General features: G+C 63.5%; 13 protein-coding genes. 4 read left to right on the top strand and 9 right to left on the bottom strand.

The genetic code is table 11. The annotated features are described in order from the left end of the window. Positions 1-205 precede the first annotated feature (205 nt). On the top strand, positions 206-1,483 hold the full coding sequence (locus P0D68_RS17235; protein WP_408298452.1) for a sensor domain-containing phosphodiesterase: 1,278 nt from the start codon (positions 206-208) through the stop codon (positions 1,481-1,483). 112 nt (positions 1,484-1,595) lie between these two features. Continuing rightward, positions 1,596-2,297, top strand: coding sequence for a copper homeostasis protein CutC (locus tag P0D68_RS17230; RefSeq protein ID WP_408298454.1), 702 nt, complete (start codon positions 1,596-1,598; stop codon positions 2,295-2,297). An 88-nt stretch (positions 2,298-2,385) separates the two neighbouring features. Here P0D68_RS17230 and P0D68_RS17225 read toward each other — a convergent pair whose 3' ends face one another. The 9 genes from P0D68_RS17225 to P0D68_RS17185 form a co-directional block, all read right to left on the bottom strand. Continuing rightward, positions 2,386-5,973, bottom strand: coding sequence for an indolepyruvate ferredoxin oxidoreductase family protein (locus P0D68_RS17225; RefSeq protein WP_408298456.1), 3,588 nt, complete (start codon positions 5,971-5,973; stop codon positions 2,386-2,388). Positions 5,974-6,248: 275 nt separating this feature from the next. Continuing rightward, positions 6,249-7,220 (bottom strand): ion channel, encoded by a 972-nt coding sequence (locus tag P0D68_RS17220; RefSeq protein WP_408298458.1) that lies wholly within the window; start codon positions 7,218-7,220, stop codon positions 6,249-6,251. 206 nt (positions 7,221-7,426) lie between these two features. Further along, positions 7,427-7,672, bottom strand: a complete 246-nt coding sequence (locus P0D68_RS17215) for a hypothetical protein (protein ID WP_091797011.1) — start codon at positions 7,670-7,672, stop codon at positions 7,427-7,429. A gap of 106 nt (positions 7,673-7,778) precedes the next feature. Beyond that, complete coding sequence (locus tag P0D68_RS17210) at positions 7,779-8,009, bottom strand: hypothetical protein (protein ID WP_091797009.1); 231 nt, start codon at positions 8,007-8,009, stop codon at positions 7,779-7,781. Positions 8,010-8,130: 121 nt separating this feature from the next. Continuing rightward, a complete protein-coding gene (locus P0D68_RS17205) occupies positions 8,131-9,048 on the bottom strand; it encodes a carbohydrate kinase family protein (RefSeq protein ID WP_408298461.1) in 918 nt (305 codons plus the stop codon). Beyond that, positions 9,045-10,328 (bottom strand): AGE family epimerase/isomerase, encoded by a 1,284-nt coding sequence (locus P0D68_RS17200; protein WP_408298463.1) that lies wholly within the window; start codon positions 10,326-10,328, stop codon positions 9,045-9,047. The genes P0D68_RS17205 and P0D68_RS17200 overlap by 4 nt, the downstream gene beginning before the upstream one ends. Further along, a complete protein-coding gene (locus P0D68_RS17195) occupies positions 10,325-11,311 on the bottom strand; it encodes a LacI family DNA-binding transcriptional regulator (protein ID WP_408298465.1) in 987 nt (328 codons plus the stop codon). Before P0D68_RS17195 ends, P0D68_RS17200 begins: the two co-directional genes overlap by 4 nt. Before the next feature lie 195 nt (positions 11,312-11,506). Further along, entirely contained in the window at positions 11,507-13,357 is a 1,851-nt protein-coding gene (locus P0D68_RS17190; protein WP_091797001.1) for an EAL domain-containing protein, read from the bottom strand. A gap of 339 nt (positions 13,358-13,696) precedes the next feature. Next, a complete protein-coding gene (locus P0D68_RS17185) occupies positions 13,697-14,725 on the bottom strand; it encodes a bile acid:sodium symporter family protein (RefSeq protein ID WP_408298467.1) in 1,029 nt (342 codons plus the stop codon). A gap of 565 nt (positions 14,726-15,290) precedes the next feature. Between P0D68_RS17185 and P0D68_RS17180 the strand changes: the two genes are divergently transcribed. Beyond that, positions 15,291-15,833, top strand: coding sequence for a hypothetical protein (locus tag P0D68_RS17180; RefSeq protein ID WP_408298469.1), 543 nt, complete (start codon positions 15,291-15,293; stop codon positions 15,831-15,833). 579 nt (positions 15,834-16,412) lie between these two features. Then, entirely contained in the window at positions 16,413-17,498 is a 1,086-nt protein-coding gene (locus tag P0D68_RS17175; RefSeq protein WP_091796991.1) for a porin, read from the top strand. The last annotated feature ends 119 nt before the right edge of the window (positions 17,499-17,617 follow it).

Here is a 17,617-nt window from a genome sequence, read left to right as displayed (position 1 = left end):
CGCACCGTAACGGTGCGCTCTACGCCCACGAGCGGCGCATGCTCCCGTCCGCGTGCGTAATCTTTCGTATAAATTTCATTGGAATGTGCGTCAGCGTGCGCATGGAGCTTGCTTAAGGTATATCGATGACGCACATTTGAGAAACGGCGCCGAGGTTGTTCGCCTCCGCGTTCGGACCGGCCCGGCTCTCGCGTGAGAGGACTGCATGACGATTGCGCAACAGGAAAGAACGGCCAGCGCGCCGCATGGCTTCGAGGTCGAGATGACGTCGGGGCTCGAACGTTTTACGGTGCAGCATGGCGAGCTCACGCTAAGCAGCGTGTTTCAGCCGATTTTCAGTCTGTCGCATATGCGGGCTGTCGGCTACGAAGGGCTGCTGCGGGCGCATGACGGGCTCGACCGGCCCGTGTCGCCGCTCGACGTATTCGGCGAAGCCGCGCGCCTCGGCGACGTGCTTCAGGTGGACCGGCTGGCCCAGACGCTGCATCTGGAAAATTTCAAGGTGCTCGGCGCCGAGCGCGAATGGCTGTTCCTGAACGTGCATCCCGGCGCGCTCACCGATCCGTATCTCGCCGCCGCGTTGCTGGCCACGTTAAAGCGGCTCGATTTGCCGCCGCGGCGCATCGTGCTCGAAGTGCTCGAACATCGCGCGGAAGATCTGGAGCGTCTCGCCGACGCCGTGCGCCAGTTCCGCGAGCGCGGTTTCCTGATCGCACTCGACGACTTCGGCGCGGGACACTCGAACGTCGAACGGATCTGGCAATTGAATCCGGATATCGTGAAGCTCGATCGCGTCATGCTGTCGCACGCCGCGCATCGCGCCGACATGGCGACGATTCTGCCGGGGCTCGTCGCGCTGCTGCACGAGGCGGGCAAACTGGTACTGATCGAAGGCGTGGAAACGGAGCATGAAGCGCAAATGGCGCTCGCCTGCAACGCGGACTTCGTGCAAGGCTTTTTCTTCGGCCGCCCGAACCCGGGCGCGGCCGACGCGCTGCACGCCACCACGTGCATCAGCGAGCTCACCGAGCGTTATCGCGACCAGACCGAAGCGCGCGAGCGCCGCAACGCAAGCCGGCTTGCGCCGTACTTGCGGGCTTTCGAGCGGGCGGCGGAACGCCTCGCGGCCGGCGAACCGCTCGAGGAAGTGTGCTGGAATTTTCTCGCCCTCGACCATGCGGCGCGCTGCTTTCTGCTCGACGCGAAGGGCAAGCAGGCGGGCCGCAACGTCGTGCTGCGCGCCGATCGCGCGGCGCATGAAACACGCTTTCTGCCGCTCGCCGACGCGCAGGGCGCGAACTGGCTGCGTCGACCGTATTTTCGCGATGCGATCAATGCGCCGGAGCGTGTGCATGTGACGCGTCCCTATCTGTCGATCAACGAGGCGTTGCCGTGCGTGACGCTTTCGGTGGCGACGCGTGTCGGCGCGCAGACCTGCGTGTTGTGCGGCGACATTGACTGGGTGGACGAAGAGAATTTTTGAGTGTCCCTAACTGTCGTTGCGCGGCAGCCTCTCAAGGGAGCGCAAAAAAAGTTGGGGCGGCCCGGGGCATTTTTGGAGATCATGTCGGTTTCAACGATCTTCAGCCGTGCTTATGTCCGTCCTTCTAGAAGTCATTGCCACGACCGTTGCCGACGCGCGCCTTGCCGCGCAAGCGGGCGCCGACCGTCTCGAACTTGTCACCGCAATGGGCGAGGGCGGCCTGACGCCGAGTCTCGGCTTGATCGAAGCGGTGGTGGCGGCGGTCGAGATTCCCGTGAACGTAATCGTGCGGCCGCATAGCCGCTCGTTCGTGTACGACGCCGACGATTACGCGGTGATGCTGCGCGACGTGCGGGCGGTCAAGGCGGCAGGCGCGAACGGTGTCGTGATCGGCATGCTGAATGCGTCGGGCGAGATCGATCGCGAAGGCCTTGCGCGTGCGATCGACGCGGCAGATGGACTGGCAATCACCTTCCACCGCGCGTTCGACGAAGCGCGTGATATGCACCAGTCGCTCGACGTGCTGCTCGGTTTCGATGCCGTTACGAATGTGCTGACCTCGGGTGGACAACCTTCAGTTCTGCACGCTGAAGCGACGATCCGCGAGCTGGTGCGGCAAGCGTCCGGTTCGCATTTGACGGTGCTGGCCGGCGCCGGCTTGACGGTTGATGCCGTTGCCGGTTTTGTGAGCAGCACGCAAGTCGAAGCGGTGCATTTCGGTTCGGGCGTTCGCGTGGACGGCAAGGGTCTCGCGCCGGTCGATGCGGCCAGGGTCGCGAAAGTCAGAGCGCTGCTGGACGCATCGCGTAGCTAGATCACCGGGCAAAGAAAATGCCGCTTCGAGATCGCTCCCGAAGCGGCATTGATTCACGCATGTCCACGTGCAAGGAAAGCGAAGAACACTACTTCGCCACGACCACCGGAATGCCGCGCAACTGCCCCGCGCCTTTTACCTCTTCGAGCGATTTCCGCACCGATTCACCGGTCGCCGCTTCGATCTGCAAGCGTGCGGCCAGATCGCGCTCGCCACGCTTCACACCCGCCAGATTCGCGAGCTTTACGTGACCATAACCGCGCACGCGGGCGTGCAGGTCGGTGAGCTTCGCCACGTCTTCCAGATTGCCGGCGTTGAGCTTGGCGAACGCGCGTTGCATCGTGGTTTCGTAGTCGCCGGCAAGTTCACGCTCCATCTTGCGCTCCAGCGTGCGGCCAAACGGATCGAGCATCGTGCCGCGCAGGCTGCTGAATTTCGCCAGCGTGCCTAGCACCGGCCACATCCATTGACCGAAGGTTTTCTTGGCCGGATTCTTGCCGGGTTGCGGGCGCGTGAGCGTCGGGGGCGCGAGATTGAACTTGATGCCGAAGTCCTTGCCGGCCACGCCTTCGAATTGCGCTTCCAGCGCTTCACGGAACGCGGCATCGGTATGCAGGCGCGCCACTTCGTATTCGTCCTTCACCGCGAGCAGACGATAGAACGTGGTTGCCACCGCGCGCGTCATGCGCTCGCTCTTCGTGTCCACGGCGGTCTCCGCGCGGCGTGCCGCATCGACCAGCGCACGGTAGCGCTTCACATACGCCGCGCCGCCGTAAATCTGCAGACGCCCTTCGCGATGCGCGATCAGTTCGTCGAGCGTATCGACGCGCACAGCCTGCTTCGCCAGATGCCGTGCCTGCCACAGCGATTCGAGCGCGGCCGGATCTTGCGCAGCGAGGCGGCCGATCGAAAACGCGAGCTGGTTCATCTGCACCGCGACGTTGTTCAATTCGATCGCGCGCATCATCGCGCCGAACGATACGGGCACGAGTCCAAGTTGCCAGGCATAACCGAGCATCAGAATGTTTGCGCCGATGGTGTCGCCGAGAAAGCGCGTGGCGAGTGCCTGTGCGTCGCATGTCGACATGCGCTCCGCGCCTGCCGCATGACGCATCTTGTCGATCAGGGCGTCGGCGTGCAGCGTCGCGTCAGGATTGGTCACGAACGTCGCGTTCGGAATCGCATGCGTGTTCACGACAATGCGCGTGCGGCCATGACGCACCGTTTGCAGCGCATCGGCGCTTGCGCCGACCACCATATCGCAGGCGAGCAGCACGTCGGCTTGCTGCGTGTCGATACGCACCTGATTGAGCCACTCGTCGCGCGCGGCGAAACGCACGAACGACAGCACCGAGCCGCCCTTTTGTGCGAAGCCCATGAAGTCGAGCACCGACGCGCTCTTACCTTCCAGATGCGCAGCCATGCTGATCAATGCGCCGACCGTCACGACGCCCGTGCCGCCGACGCCCGTCACCAGAATGTCGTACGGCGCGGCGTCGAGATGCGTTGCGGGAATCGGCAAAGCGTCGACGCGTGCGGCCAATGCTTGCGGATCGAATGCGGCGCCCGCGGCTTTCTTCAGCTTGCCGCCTTCCACCGTGACGAAGCTCGGGCAGAAGCCATTCACGCACGAATAGTCTTTGTTGCACGACGATTGGTCGATGCGGCGTTTGCGGCCCAATGCCGTTTCAACCGGTTCGACTGACAGGCAATTCGACTGCACGCCACAATCGCCACAGCCTTCGCAAACTTCTTCGTTGATGAAAAGACGCTTGTCCGGATCGGGGAATTCGCCTTTTTTCCGGCGCCGGCGTTTTTCCGCCGCACAGGTCTGGTCGTAGATCAGTACGGTCACACCGTCGGTGTCGCGCAATTCGCGCTGCACGGTGTCCATTTCGCTGCGATGGTGGAACGTGGTGCCCTTCGGAAAAAGGTCGTGATGGCCGTCGTATTTCTCCGGCTCGTCGCTGACCACGACGAAGCGCGATACGCCCTCGGCTTCCACCTGACGCGCGATCTGCGGCACCGAGATGCTGCCGTCCACCGGCTGGCCGCCCGTCATCGCGACGGCGTCGTTATAGAGAATCTTGTACGTGATGGTGGCTTTCGCGGCCACCGCCTGGCGGATCGCCAGAATGCCGGAGTGGAAGTAGGTGCCATCGCCGAGATTCTGGAATACGTGGCGCGTTTTCGTGAACATGGAGTGCGACGCCCAGTCCACGCCTTCGCCGCCCATCTGGATCAGGCCGGTCGTGTCGCGCTCCATCCATGAAGCCATGAAGTGACAGCCGATGCCCGCATGCGCGATCGACCCTTCCGGTACTTTGGTCGAGGTATTGTGCGGACAACCCGAGCAGAAGTACGGCGTGCGCTTCACGCTGTCCGCCGCGTTCGAGAGAATTTGCGGCGCGACCAGATCGACCACGCGTTCGCGACGATCGAGCGCGGGCTTGTGCTTCGCGAGCCAGTTGGCGAACACCGGCAGAATGCGCGACGGCCGCAATTCCCCGAGCGAGGACAGCAGCAGCGTGCCGTCTTCGGCGTTCTTGCCGATCACGATCGGCCGCGTGCCTTGCGAGCGGTTGTACAGATAGTCCTTGATCTGCTGTTCAATGACCGGGCCTTTCTCCTCGATCACCAGCACTTCGGACAAGCCGGAGACGAACGCGTCGATCCGCGTCATTTCCAGCGGAAACGACAGGCCGACCTTGTAGATCCGCACGCCGGCCGCTTCCAGATCGGCGACGGTCAGATCGAGACGGCGCAGCGTTTCCATCAGATCCAGGTGTGCCTTGCCGCAGGTCACGATCCCCACGTTCGCATGCGGGCTCGGCGCGATCCATTTGTCGATGCTGTTCACGCGCGCGAAGTGGCGCACCGCGTCGAGCTTGGCGTGCATGCGCGATTCGATCGTCAGGCTCGGCAGATCGGGCCAGCGATTGTGCAGGCCACCTGCCGGTGCTGCGAAATCCTGCGGTGCGGCCCAGTCGGTGCGCAGCGCGTCGAGATCGACCGTCGAGCCCGATTCGACCGTTTCGGAGATCGCCTTGTAGCCGACCCACGCGCCCGAGAAGCGCGACAGCGCCCAGCCGTACAAACCGAACTCGAGCATGTCGGCGATGTTGGACGGATTCACCACCGGCATATGCCAGGCCATCAACGCGAAGTCGCTCTGATGCGGCATCGACGACGACACGCAGCCGTGGTCGTCGCCCGCCACCACCAGCACGCCGCCGTGCGGCGACGAGCCGTAAGCGTTGCCGTGCTTGAGCGCGTCGCCGGCGCGGTCCACGCCCGGGCCCTTGCCGTACCACATCGCGAATACGCCCTCGACGGTGCGCTCCGGGTCGGATTCCACCCGCTGCGTGCCGAGCACGGCGGTCCCGCCGAGTTCTTCGTTGATGGCGGGCAAGAAGCGAATATCACTCGCCGTGAGCAGTTTTTTCGCCTTCCACAACTGCTGGTCGACCATGCCGAGCGGCGAACCGCGATAACCGCTAATGAAGCCGGCGGTGTTCAGGCCGCGAGCCTTGTCGGCGGCGCGCTGCATGAGCGCGAGGCGCACCAGCGCCTGCGTGCCGGTGAGGAAGATGCGGCCGCGCGTCGCAATGAGGTTATCGGATAGCTTGTAATCGGCCAGTGCGGGCGTGCCGTCGATGGGCAGGCGAGCGGTCATGGGGGAGTCTCCGTTGTCGATCGGAGTTGGCGCTTTAGCGCTTACTCCGATCCCATGCAACATAGTTGCGGTTTGCATCCGCGCGCGGTGGTGGGACCACGAAGTTAGCGCAGCGAAAGAGACTCTATTTTTTAGCGCCGATTAGAGTGAATTATTTCTACTTTGGTCAGCAACCCGCGAAGAGGCGAGAAGAGCCGAGCGTTTTAACGGAGTTTTGAGATAGATCTGCCACGCGGCGGCGGCATTCGGGTATGCCCTGGTGCGTTTCGACCCGCTTACTGCACCGGCGCCGGCGCTCTCGGGGCCGCAATGGGCGCGTCGTCGAGCGGCACGATTTCGTCGAAATGCGCGTAATCGATATGGCTCACGCCGTCCTGCTCGCTCATGATGTCAGCGAAACGGTGATGCCAGTAGATCTGATCGCACGACCACATGTGGCGCGCCTGCATGGTTTGCGAGGTCGACTCGTCGACGCCTTCCAGCGTGAGAATCAGCGACGTGTCGCGGCCTTTGAGCGTCTCGGCGGTTTCGCCGAACAGCGGACTGCTTTCGTCGATGATGTGCATCAGCGTCCAGCCCAGTTTGAACACCGGGTGTTGATCGCGCAACAGCGTCAGGTCATAGAGCTTGCGCAACGTATAACCTTCGGCGCTGGTCTCCTGGCGCAGAATGCGCAGTTTCGCGCGGGCCTCCGCGATCACGTTCTGACGCGCGTTGGCCGAGCGCACCATCAGCGTCATGCGGCCGTCGATCGGCCGGATCACCGCGTAGCGGGTGAACATGATCTTGGCGTGCGGGCGCGAAAAGCGCGCGAAGATCAGCCCCGTCGCCAACGCAATGCTGGACATGCCGACGAAAATTTCCAGCGTGGCGATCCAGTGCGCGTAAACGGTTTGCGGATGCATGTCGCCGTAGCCGACCGTGGCGAGCGTTTCCACGCTAAAGAAGAATGCACCGCTGAAACCCGCCGGAAACTGATTGGCGATCGGCGCGTCGCCCAGCAGGTAGAGCGTGGCGAACGCAGTGTTGAGCAGCAGGAACAGGACCGCGAGCGACACGAAAAAGGTCGGCCAGCGAACCACGAGGGCGCGGTGATAGAGATCCTGCCAGAGCGGTGTCGGCATGCCGTGGGCGATGACCACGCGATCGTCCAGACGCAATTCGCGGCTGCCGCGCGGGCGGCGTGCCGGCGCGCGTGCTTCGCCATTGCCGAAGCTTGAAGGACGGTCTGTCGGTTCTGTCGCCATTGCAGGATCGTGGAAATGAAAACGGCCAAAGCGTAGCACGCCGCTTTGGCCGCGGAGCGTGGGTTAGGCGGGTGCGCGGGCGCTTGAAAGGCGAGCCGCGCGGCGGGCTGCCGCGTGCGACTCTTACGTCAAGGCACGGCGTACTGCCGGGCACTGAAGTGATCGCGCAACCCTGTCATTAACGCGAAAGCCTGCGCGCTTCGTAGTCACGGAAACGCACGCGGTTTGGGAATGCCAGCACCATGTTCGATATCGTCGACAGCCTGCTGATGCGCGGCCGCGACAGCTTCGGTCGCGGCGCCGTAACCGTTGTCGCCGCCTACCGTCGTCCACGGTTTGACGGCTTTCTCGCGATGGCGGATTTCGTATTCCGCATCCCAGCGAGCACCGCTGAGTTCGAGCGGGCGGACGTGAATCGAATACACGCCGTAGAGGAAGAGCTGTTCAGCCATGACCGCCTCCGGCCAGTTAGTCCAGGGTGGCGCAACGCGGACGCAAAGAGCAAACGCAAGAAGCAAACGCGAATAGCAAAACGCGAAACGCGCGGCGCCGGTCTGCCTAGAGTTCGATTTCCCCGAGAATGCGATGAGCGAGCGCCTTGGCTTCCTCGAGGGCTTCCTCAGGCGTGGACGAAGTGGCGTCGACTTCGTAGACCGTGGTTTCCTGGTCGGCGGTTGCGTCGCCTTCGTCGCGCGTGAGGGTGACCACGCCCTGCCAGGTATCGCTATCTATTTCGCGTATCGAGGCAATGGCCGTGTAGATGCCTTTGGTGTAAGTGATGTCGTCCATGGCGTCGCTCCATCTTCCAAAGGTTTCGGTTTTTTCATCCTAGCACGATGGCGGCGCCAGGGTTCTCCACCCTGCCGGCGCGTTATGGCTGTGACAATGCGCGCCGTACAAGGCAACCGGATTACAGGAGCGCCACGACTTCATCGAGCGACGGCGCGTGCGCGCCGGCGTGGCGGCACGCAGCCGCGCCGGCGGCCAGCGCGAACGCAAGGTGTTCGGGCCACGCGCGCTGCGGCGCGGTCATCAGGCTGAACAGCAGGCCGCCAATCGACGCATCGCCCGCGCCGACCGTGTCGACCACCTCGACGCGCGGCGGCCGCGCCTCGGTCACCATGGCGCCGTCGATCAACATGGCGCTCTCCGGCCCGCGCGTGACCAGCACGGTGGCGGTGGGATTCATGGCCCGCAATTGCGCGAGTGCGCCGGCCTCGTCGTCGGTTTTGAACAGCAGGCGCAAGTCTTCGTCCGACACCTTGATGAGATCGGCGAGCGCGGCCATTTTGCGCAGCGTGGGTTCGTAGCCGTGCTCCATCAGATTCCGGTAGTTCGGATCGAAGCTGATCTTCACGCCTTGCGAACGCAACTCGGCGGCAAGCGTGGCGAGCGTGTCGCCGATCGGTTGCCGCACGAGGCTGATGCACCCGAAGTGCGCCCACTTCACGTGGCTCGCCCAGCCCGCCGGCAGTTTCGCCGGATCGAAGGCCAGATCGGCGCTGTTCTCGCCCATGAAGAAGTACGCGGGCGGATGCGTCTGATGCACGATCGCGAGCAAAGGCGGGTGTTCCACGCGCTGCATGAAGCGCATGTCGAGCCCCGCGGCCACGCTCGCGTTCCACAGTTCATCGGAGAAATTGTCGACGCCCAGCGATCCGGCGCACGCAGTGGGCAGGCCGAGCCGCGCCACGCAGCGCGCCACGTTCCAGCCGGCGCCGCCGGGGCGCGACAGCCATTGCGAAGGGCCGGTGCGCACGAGATCGGTAAGGATGTCGCCGGCTGAGACGAAGAGGGGGAATTCGCTATTCGCGTTGGGGTTGCTCATGTTGTCTGCTCCGCGGATTCGGACGCCGTGGCCGCGCCATCGGGCAGCGCGTGGGCCAGTACTTCGTAGCACGCGCCCATGGTGTGATAGTCGGTCTTGCCGGCCGGACTTTTTTCGTCGCTGTACTTGCGGTTGTCGCACGTGAGGATGCGATACCACGCGCCATACTTGTGATCGACGAAATGCGCCCAGCTATAGCGCCAGATCTCGTCGTACCAGTCCCAGAAGCGTTCGTTGCCGGTGCGCTTGCCGAGTAGCGCGGCGGTCGCGAAGGTCTCCGCCTGCACCCAGAAATATTTGTCGTGGTCGCACACGGTACCGTCGGGACCGAAGCCGTAATAGAGGCCGCCGTGGTCTTCATCCCAGGCGTGCGTCATGGCGGCGTCGAACAGTTCGATGGCGCGTGGCAGCAGCCACGGCAACGGCCGGAAGCGCTCGAGAATCAGCAGCAGCTTGGCCCATTCGGTTTGATGCCCCGGCTGGAAACCCCACGGCCGGAAAATGTTCGAGCTGTCTTCCTCGTTGTAGTGCCAATCGACCGACCAGTCCGCGTGAAAGTGCTCCCACACCAGCCCTTGCGACAACTTTGCCTGACGCAGCGTGATATTCGACGCCACCCGTTCGGCGCGATCCAGGTAGACAAGATGGCCGGTCGCTTCGTGCGCGGCGAGCAGCGCCTCGGTGGTGTGCATGTTCGCGTTCTGCCCGCGGTACGAACTGACCCGCCATTCGGGCGATGCTTCGTCCGCATAGAGGCCCGCGGCGGCGTCCCAGAAGCGGTGTTCCATCAACTCGAAGGTCGCGCCGATCATCGGCTTCGCTTCCTCGATGCCGGCCATCGCCGCATGCGAATACGCGAGCAGGACGAACGCGAGGCCGTAGCAGTGGCGCGTCGCGTCGAGCGTGCGCTTCTTGCCGTCGTGCCATTCGAGTTCCCAGTCGTAGCCTTCGTGCTGGGCGTCCCAATGCGCCTCGCGCAGGAACTGCAAGCCGTGGCGCGCGTATTCGAGATGTTGCGGGTCGCCGAACTGGCGATACGCCATCGCGTAATTGAAGACGTAGCGGCAACTACTCACCAGATGCCGTGTGGTTTTGTCGTAGACCGAACCGTCGTCGCGGAAGAAATGGAAAAAGCCGCCGCTCGGGTCGAACACGTTCGGCGCGTAAAAGCGCAGTGTGTCCTGCACATGCGAGAGCAGAAAGTCGCGCTCGCGAAAGCTCTCGACGGGCGGCACCGCAACGGCGCCGTTAGCGGGGTGAAGCGGATCGGATTGCGTCATGGCGTTTTCACCAAAGTACTGGCACGGGCAATGAGATGAACGGGCAGGCGGACTGCCAGTTCGGCAGGTGCGTCTTCAAGCAGAAGCTCGACGCCGCGCCGGCCGAGCGCTTCCTTGTCGACCGAGAGGGTGGACAGCGGCGGCGTGGCATGCGCGGCGGCGGGAATGTCGTCGAAACCGATGATGGCGATGTCCTCGGGCACGCGCAGGCCGCGCGCGAGACAGGCGCGCAGCGCGGCGAGCGCGGCGGCGTCGTTGTAGGCGAACACGGCGTCGGGACGTGGGCCCGGCGCGTCGAGCAGCTGATGCATTGCACGCGCCGCGCCGCTGTCGGGATCGAGGCCGGCGTCGATAGTCACTTCCAGCGACGGGTCGAACAGCAAGCCCGCTTCGAAAAACGCGCGCCGGTAGCCAAGCGCCCGCTGCGCGATGCTGAAGTGCGCGAGCGATCCGCCGATAAACGCGACTCGCTTGCGCTGCTGTTCGAACAGATGCCGCATGGCGAGCGTGGCGCCCGCGGCGTTGTCGAGATTCACCGAGCGCATGCCGGGCGCCCACAGGTCGATCAGTACGAGCGGGCGTTGCATCGCCACCAGCGTGGCCAGCGTTTCCGGTTCGACGAACCCGGCAATTGCCACCGCATCCGGGGCGTGCAGGCGCATCTGCTGGATCACGTCTTCGGTAGGGCCGGCGGTCAGTACGGAGGGCACGATGCCGCGTTCGCGGCAGGCGTCTTCCACGCCGTGCAGCACATGCGAAAAGAACGGGCTGACGGCGAAATTGTTGTGCTGACGGTGCAGCAGGAACGTGAGGCGGCGAATGCGCGGACGCAGCTGGGCGGCGTCATAGCCGAGCTTGCGCGCCGCTTCGACGACGCGCTCGCGGGTGGCCTCGGACAGGCCCGGCTGGTTCTTCAGTGCGCGTGAGACGGTGCCGATCGACACGCTGGCCGCGCGGGCGACGTCGCGGATGGTTGTGGCCATCGAATCAGGCGGCCGCTGGTGGCGGCCACACGGTGTTTGGGTTCGGGCGATTGTATAGTAAAACTGCCCTGGATCAGCCCGGAAAACCTGCGATCCACACCCGGAAATACCCGTAGATAATGGTGTTGGCCTGAAATATGTTGTTTAGTAAAACAAGCTAAACAATGCTCGGGTGATGTTGTTTGGGCTACCTGTTCACTCGGGCAGCACAGGCGTGACTTCGCCCTGTCCGCGCAACAGCGACACGCTTTCGTCGGCGTCGATCAGCACGAAACCGCTGGCTTCGTGCTTCGCGCGCCGCTTGGCGAGTGCCGCCACGGAGGCAATTTCCTCGCTGCTATAGAGCGACGGTCCGTCGCCTGGCTCGACGCGCACGCAACCAATCGCCATCGTCACGAAACCGAAGAAGGTGGGATTGCCGCGCCGGTCCTCGCCGTGTATGCCGCCCGCTAGCCGGTCAGCCGGCGCATAAAAGCGCTGCGCTCCTTCGTTGAACACGTGGATCGCGCGCAGCACGCGTTCGCGCCAGTCTTCGCTCTGGAACAGGATCAGGAAGTCGTCGCCGCCCACGTGCCCGAGGAAATCGCGGGTTGGGTCGCATACGTCGGCAAGCACGACGGCGGCGAATTTCAGCACTTCGTCGCCTTGCCAGTAGCCGTACTGATCGTTGAACGGCTTGAAGTGGTTCAGATCGACGTAGCAGGCGTAGAAACCGGCGTCGTTGCCGAGCAGGCGGGCAATGTGCGAACTGATCGGGATGTTGCCCGGCAGGAAGGTCAGCGGGTTCGCATAGCGGGCGGCTTCGATACGCACCTCGGTCACCGCGCGCACGAGATTTTCGCCGGTGCCGAGGCCGGCGTACTTTCCGTTGTCGGTGATGACGAAGCCGTCGGCGAGATAGCGCTGATCGTCGCTCGCGAGAAGCTGGGCCATCTGCTCGACCGTCATCGATTTCTCGATGATCACCGGCGATGCATTGGCGAACAGCAGGCAAGGGCGCTTGCCGAACAGCTCGCGGTGATACGGCAGCGCGTAGCGATCCATGAAGCTGCGGCGGTTGATCAGCGCGACCGGTTCGTCGTGCTCGACCACCGCGACCGCGTGCAGGTCGGGCAGGCGGTTGAACAGTTCGAGCACGTCGTTGTTGGTCGCCTGGCGCGGCAGCGCGGGCGCGTGCACCAGCATTTTCGCCGACGCCATGCCACCCGAAGGCGAAGCGCTGCTCAGCGTGCGCGTGGTCTCGGGAAATACGGCGATGTGGCCGGCGCGCAGCGCGTCACGAGCGTCGTCGGTCACCTTGCGGGCCGGTTGCGCGTGCGGACGGCCGAAGAAAAAGCCCTGCCCGCAGCCAATCCCCATGTCGCGCACCACGATCAGATCCGCTTCGTTTTCGATGCCTTCGGCCACGAGCCGTGCGCCGCTTGCGTTGGCGAAGTGCTGCATCGCGCGTACGGCTTCGAACTTGAGCGGGTCGCAGGCAATGTCGTGAATGAAGAAGCGATCGATCTTCACGACGTCCGGTTGCAGCCGCACCCAGAGGTTCATGCTGGCGTTCGCGGTGCCGTAATCGTCGAGCGCGAATTGCGCGCCGGTTGTGCGCAGGCTCGTGATCACCGGCAGGAAACTGCCCACGTCCAGAATCGTGCTTTGCTCGGTCAACTCGACCACAATCCGTTGCGGATCCACGCCGCGATGACGCAGCAGCGCGAGCGTGTCGTCGCGCGCCTCGGCCAGCTGACGCATTGCGCCCGCGCTGAAATTCAGAAACAGCTTGCCGTCGAAATCGAGCCGCGCGAACGCTTCGATGCAGGTGCGCGCGGCGGCGCGCTCGAGCTCGATCGTGCAGCCTTCGGCGAGCGCTTGCGCAAACAGGGCGAACGGCGCTTCGAGCGGCGTGCCGGCCGGGCCGCGGATCAGCCCTTCATAGCCGAGGATCGCGCCGTCTTCGAAATCGATGATCGGCTGGAAAACGGCGGACAGCTCACGCCGGGCGATCAACTCCTCGATGCGCGGCGCGGCGGATCGGGAGGGCGAGCGAGGTTGCATGGCAGGTAGGCGTAGCGATCGACCTTTGGCTTATCGGCTGGACCTGAGCGTAATTAAGTGAACTTTTAGTGAAGCGTCGCACCGGGGTGGTGCGGGTGCGGGTGCGGGTGCGTTTGGGTTTGGGTTCGGGTCTGCACGGGCGTGCGGGTCGCCTTTCCGTGCGTACTGCCGCCTGCGTCGGCGCGATCCGCATTGCCAGGAATTCGCCTATGCCATCCGGTCGAGGCGACAGCCGCCGCGTTTGCGCGTGAAATAACAAAAAAGCCGCGCGAGGCGGCTTTCTTCAAATGACGCTCAGGGAGGGCGCTTATGAATGTCCTGTTTGCATTGCGCGCGTATTCACCGGCGCGCGACGGCGGCGGCGGGCCGCTCGCGCGAGGCGGCGTGGGTCTCGCCGCTGGTGTCGCGCGCGCCCCAGCGCTGCGCGAGCGCGGCGCACACCATCAGCTGGATCTGGTGGAACAGCATCAGCGGCAAGACCACGGCGCCCACCGCATGCGAGGCGAAAATCACCTTGGCCATCGGCACGCCGGCGGCCAGGCTTTTCTTCGAACCGCAGAAGATGATCGTGATCTGATCCGCACGGCTAAAGCCGAGCCGCTTGCTGACGAAAATCGTCACGCCAAGCGCGAGAGCAAGCAGTACGACACAAACCAGCAGCAGGCCGGCGAGTGCGGAGAGCGGAATCTGGTGCCACAGGCCTTCGGTAACGGCCTCGCTGAACGCGCCGTACACCACCAGCAGGATCGAGCCCTGGTCCACGAACTTCAGCACGCCGCGGTTGCGCTCGATCCACTTGCCGATCAGCGGCCGCAGCAACTGCCCGGCCACGAACGGCACCAGAAGTTGCAGCACGATGTTGCCGACCGTATGCCAGGGCGAAGCGCCACTCCCGGCCGCCTGATTGGCGATGACGAGGCTGACGAGCGCGGGCGTGATGAAGATGCCAAGCAGGCTCGAGGCCGACGCGCTGCATACGGCAGCCGGCACGTTGCCTTTGGCGATAGAGGTGAACGCGATCGACGACTGAACCGTAGACGGCAGCGTGCAGAGGAAGAGGATCCCCGCATAGAGCGACGGCGTGACAAGTGGCGAAAGGAGCGGCTTAAGCGCGAGGCCGAGCAGCGGAAAGAGCGCGAACGTGCTGAGCAGCACTACGGCGTGCAGGCGCCAATGCGTCGCGCCCGCAATGATCGCTTCGCGTGAAAGCTTGGCGCCGTGCAGGAAGAACAGCAGGCCGACCGCCACGTTCGTCACCCAGTTGAACCCGACGGCGGCCTGCCCGTGAACCGGCAGGAAGCTGGCAAGGATCACCGTGCCGACGAGGCATAAGGTGAAGTTGTCGGGAAGCAGTTTCGGGCGAGCCATGTCGGAATCTCGATTCGGTGACGCGGAAAAGCGCGGCTGACCGCGCGCATGAAGGCGCCGTTCCAGCTTATGGAAAACGGCTATTGTTGTTGATTTTCGATTGAAAAAGCAAATTCATTTGCCGAATCGATTAATGAGTGTTGCGCATTGCAGTGCATGTTCCAGAAAATTCGGATGGTCCTGCAAGCTGTGTTTCAGTATTGGCGAGGACTTCTATTTGGTCCATCCACTTTTGACAATCGGGTCGAAAACTAGACTGTGATTCGTCATACGCAAAAGCTCCTCCGCTATCTCGCTAAGGTCTTGAAAGCAAGCGGTTTCAGGGCTTGCGCGCAAGCGCTCTGTCGCAAAAAAACGTCGCAGTAACAAGGTGTTACATCCGCGGCCGAGGCCTAACACTTTTTGGCTCGACACCCTTTGCCGGCACCCATAAATTACGGTTCAAAGGCCGTCGGGATGTCCCGCGCCGCGATGTCTGTCGCAGCGCCCGTGCCAGTCCCAAAACAAGTCCGTCGCAGCTCGAACGGTGGGCTTCAGGCAAGTCTTCGGGCATGAGAGTCACTGGGTGGACGGGTTGTCGAGAACGAGGCAATGGGCGTGGGGCGCGGTTATCGCTGCGCTGTGCTCGTTCGCCTATGCGAAAGCGCCAGGCATGCCGCATTTCGGCGGTGGCGGCTATTCGCATGCCTCTGCCAATCATGGCGTACGCGGCGACATGCATAACGGCGGCCGTTTTAATGGCGCCGCTGCAGCGTCGGCCCGCAATACGAATACGGACCGCAATGCGCATCTACCGCATGGTGGAGCAAGTTTCGCGGGCGGAAATTACGGCGACGGGTTTGGCGTCTACAGGCCGGACATGCGCCGGGTGGCCGGACCGGCCGGTTACGCCGGCGACGGCCGCGGCGGCATGCAATACGCCGGTGCCATCACGCCGGTGAGCGCCGAGTCGCGCGGCGTGCCGCGGCCACCGGTCAATGCGCCGGTTCGCGCCGGCTCGATTCGGGCCGACGTTGCGCGCTATAACGAGGAGCGCGGTTCTTCGCGCGCCATGCCGCGCCAGGCGGACGACCCACGTCAGCAAGAAGGTTCGCCGTACCGTAACTAGGCCATGCGCGGTCGTCTTTGTTCGCGGCGCGGGCTGAAGTACTTCTCCGCTGAACCTCTTTCGGCTGAAACTTCTCGGCTGAACCGTCGCTCGGCTGAATCACCTTCCGGCTCAACCACCTCCCGCCTTTCCAACCGCTGCGCAGCGACCTGCCGTTGCCCCGCGCCCCAAGGCTGCGCGCCATGTGACGTTTCGACGCCACACTTTTTTGAAAACACTCGGCAGCACACCCCCTCTCGTCGTCAAATTTGGTCGTTTATGCGGCGGCGCGTCATCCGCATGTCATCTGAGGCGTTATCACGCGGTCGGGCCTAGAGTCGGTAACGTTTTGCGCGCCGCTACGGAGTCTGCGGCAGCACCGCGAACGCACTGTCCGCCAAGGCTTTATCAGGCCGATAAACGATAAAACTAATCAGTCCGATATACCCGCAATAACCAACGATATTTTTGTTCATAAAAATGGTCCGCAAAGATGGTCCCGCCCAGATTGGCTCGATGATCGAACGGACAACAACAATGGTTCGCGCTAGCCTCCCCTTTCGCACAGCCACACCCCTTTTGACAAAGACAGGAGAACCCATGAAATCAAGCATCAGCAGTGCGCTGAAGACCACCCTCAAGGCAACCGCGTGTGCCGCTCTGCTGGCCAGTGCATCGTCTGCTTTTGCGCAATCGAGCGTCCAGCTCTACGGTCAGGTCGACGAATGGGTCGGCGCGCAGAAATTTCCGGGCGGCAAGACTTCGGTGCAAGTCTCGGGTGGCGGCATGTCGACCTCGTACTGGGGCCTGAAGGGGGCGGAGGATCTGGGCAACGGCTACAAGGCGATCTTCGCGCTGGAAGGCTTCTTCCTTGCGCAGAACGGCCAGTATGGCCGCTTCACGGGCGACACGATGTTCTCGCGTAACGCGTACGTCGGTATCGAATCGCCCTACGGCACGGTGACCGCGGGCCGTCTGACGACGCCGCTGTTCGTGTCGACGATTCTGTTCAACCCGTTCATCGACTCGTACGTGTTCTCGCCGATGGTCTATCACACGTACCTCGGCCTGGGCACGTTCCCGACGTACTCAACAGACCAGGGCGTGACGGGTGACTCCGGCTGGAGCAACGCGGTGCAGTATTCGTCGCCGAACTTCAACGGCCTGTCGGCGTCGGCCATGTATGCGCTCGGCAACACGACCGAGAACGGTGCGAAGAAGTGGAGCGGCCAGGTGCTGTACTTCCACGGCCCGTTCGCGGCAACGGCTGTCTACCAGTACGTGAACTTCAACAACGTGCCGAGCGACCTCGGCAGCTTCAGCACCTCGGGCGTTCCCGGCCTGAAGAGCCAGAGCGTCGCGCAACTCGGCCTGTCGTACGACCTGAAGTTCGTGAAGTTCTTCGGCCAGTACATGTACACGTACAACGACCAGCAGGTCACGAGCTGGCACGTGAACACGGCGCAGGGCGGCGCTTCGGTCCCGTTCGGCCCGGGCACGGTGATGGCGTCGTACGCTTACTCGCGTGACGGCGGCGGCTTCGACCAGACCCGTCAAACGGCGGCGATCGGCTACGACTATCCGCTGTCCAAGCGCACGGATATCTATGCGGCGTATATGTACGATCACATCACCAGCCAGTCGAGCGGCAACACCTACGGCGTCGGCCTGCGCGCGAAGTTCTAAGCGTTCCGGGCCGGCTGCGCGACGCCTCCTTGCTGGTGTCGCGCGGCAGCGGCTGCATCGAGCTTGATCTCCCAAGCCCGCCTTCTTTGGAAGGCGGGTTTTTTTGCTTTTGGGCTCCG

The sequence above is a fragment of the Paraburkholderia sp. RL17-380-BIE-A genome, from assembly GCF_046028085.1.
Classification (GTDB): Bacteria; Pseudomonadota; Gammaproteobacteria; order Burkholderiales; family Burkholderiaceae; genus Paraburkholderia.
The sequence above is the reverse complement of the archived record's forward strand: the minus strand, read 5'-3'. Positions and strand labels throughout refer to the sequence as shown.

What these genes read in the sequence shown, in the direction of transcription:
- P0D68_RS17235 (WP_408298452.1), top strand. Translation starts at nt 206, where the DNA reads ATGACGATTGCGCAACAGGAAAGAACGGCCAGCGCGCCGCATGGCTTC.
- P0D68_RS17230 (WP_408298454.1), top strand. Translation starts at nt 1,596, where the DNA reads ATGTCCGTCCTTCTAGAAGTCATTGCCACGACCGTTGCCGACGCGCGC.
- P0D68_RS17225 (WP_408298456.1), bottom strand. Translation starts at nt 5,973, where the DNA reads ATGACCGCTCGCCTGCCCATCGACGGCACGCCCGCACTGGCCGATTAC.
- P0D68_RS17220 (WP_408298458.1), bottom strand. Translation starts at nt 7,220, where the DNA reads ATGGCGACAGAACCGACAGACCGTCCTTCAAGCTTCGGCAATGGCGAA.
- P0D68_RS17215 (WP_091797011.1), bottom strand. Translation starts at nt 7,672, where the DNA reads ATGGCTGAACAGCTCTTCCTCTACGGCGTGTATTCGATTCACGTCCGC.
- P0D68_RS17210 (WP_091797009.1), bottom strand. Translation starts at nt 8,009, where the DNA reads ATGGACGACATCACTTACACCAAAGGCATCTACACGGCCATTGCCTCG.
- P0D68_RS17205 (WP_408298461.1), bottom strand. Translation starts at nt 9,048, where the DNA reads ATGAGCAACCCCAACGCGAATAGCGAATTCCCCCTCTTCGTCTCAGCC.
- P0D68_RS17200 (WP_408298463.1), bottom strand. Translation starts at nt 10,328, where the DNA reads ATGACGCAATCCGATCCGCTTCACCCCGCTAACGGCGCCGTTGCGGTG.
- P0D68_RS17195 (WP_408298465.1), bottom strand. Translation starts at nt 11,311, where the DNA reads ATGGCCACAACCATCCGCGACGTCGCCCGCGCGGCCAGCGTGTCGATC.
- P0D68_RS17190 (WP_091797001.1), bottom strand. Translation starts at nt 13,357, where the DNA reads ATGCAACCTCGCTCGCCCTCCCGATCCGCCGCGCCGCGCATCGAGGAG.
- P0D68_RS17185 (WP_408298467.1), bottom strand. Translation starts at nt 14,725, where the DNA reads ATGGCTCGCCCGAAACTGCTTCCCGACAACTTCACCTTATGCCTCGTC.
- P0D68_RS17175 (WP_091796991.1), top strand. Translation starts at nt 16,413, where the DNA reads ATGAAATCAAGCATCAGCAGTGCGCTGAAGACCACCCTCAAGGCAACC.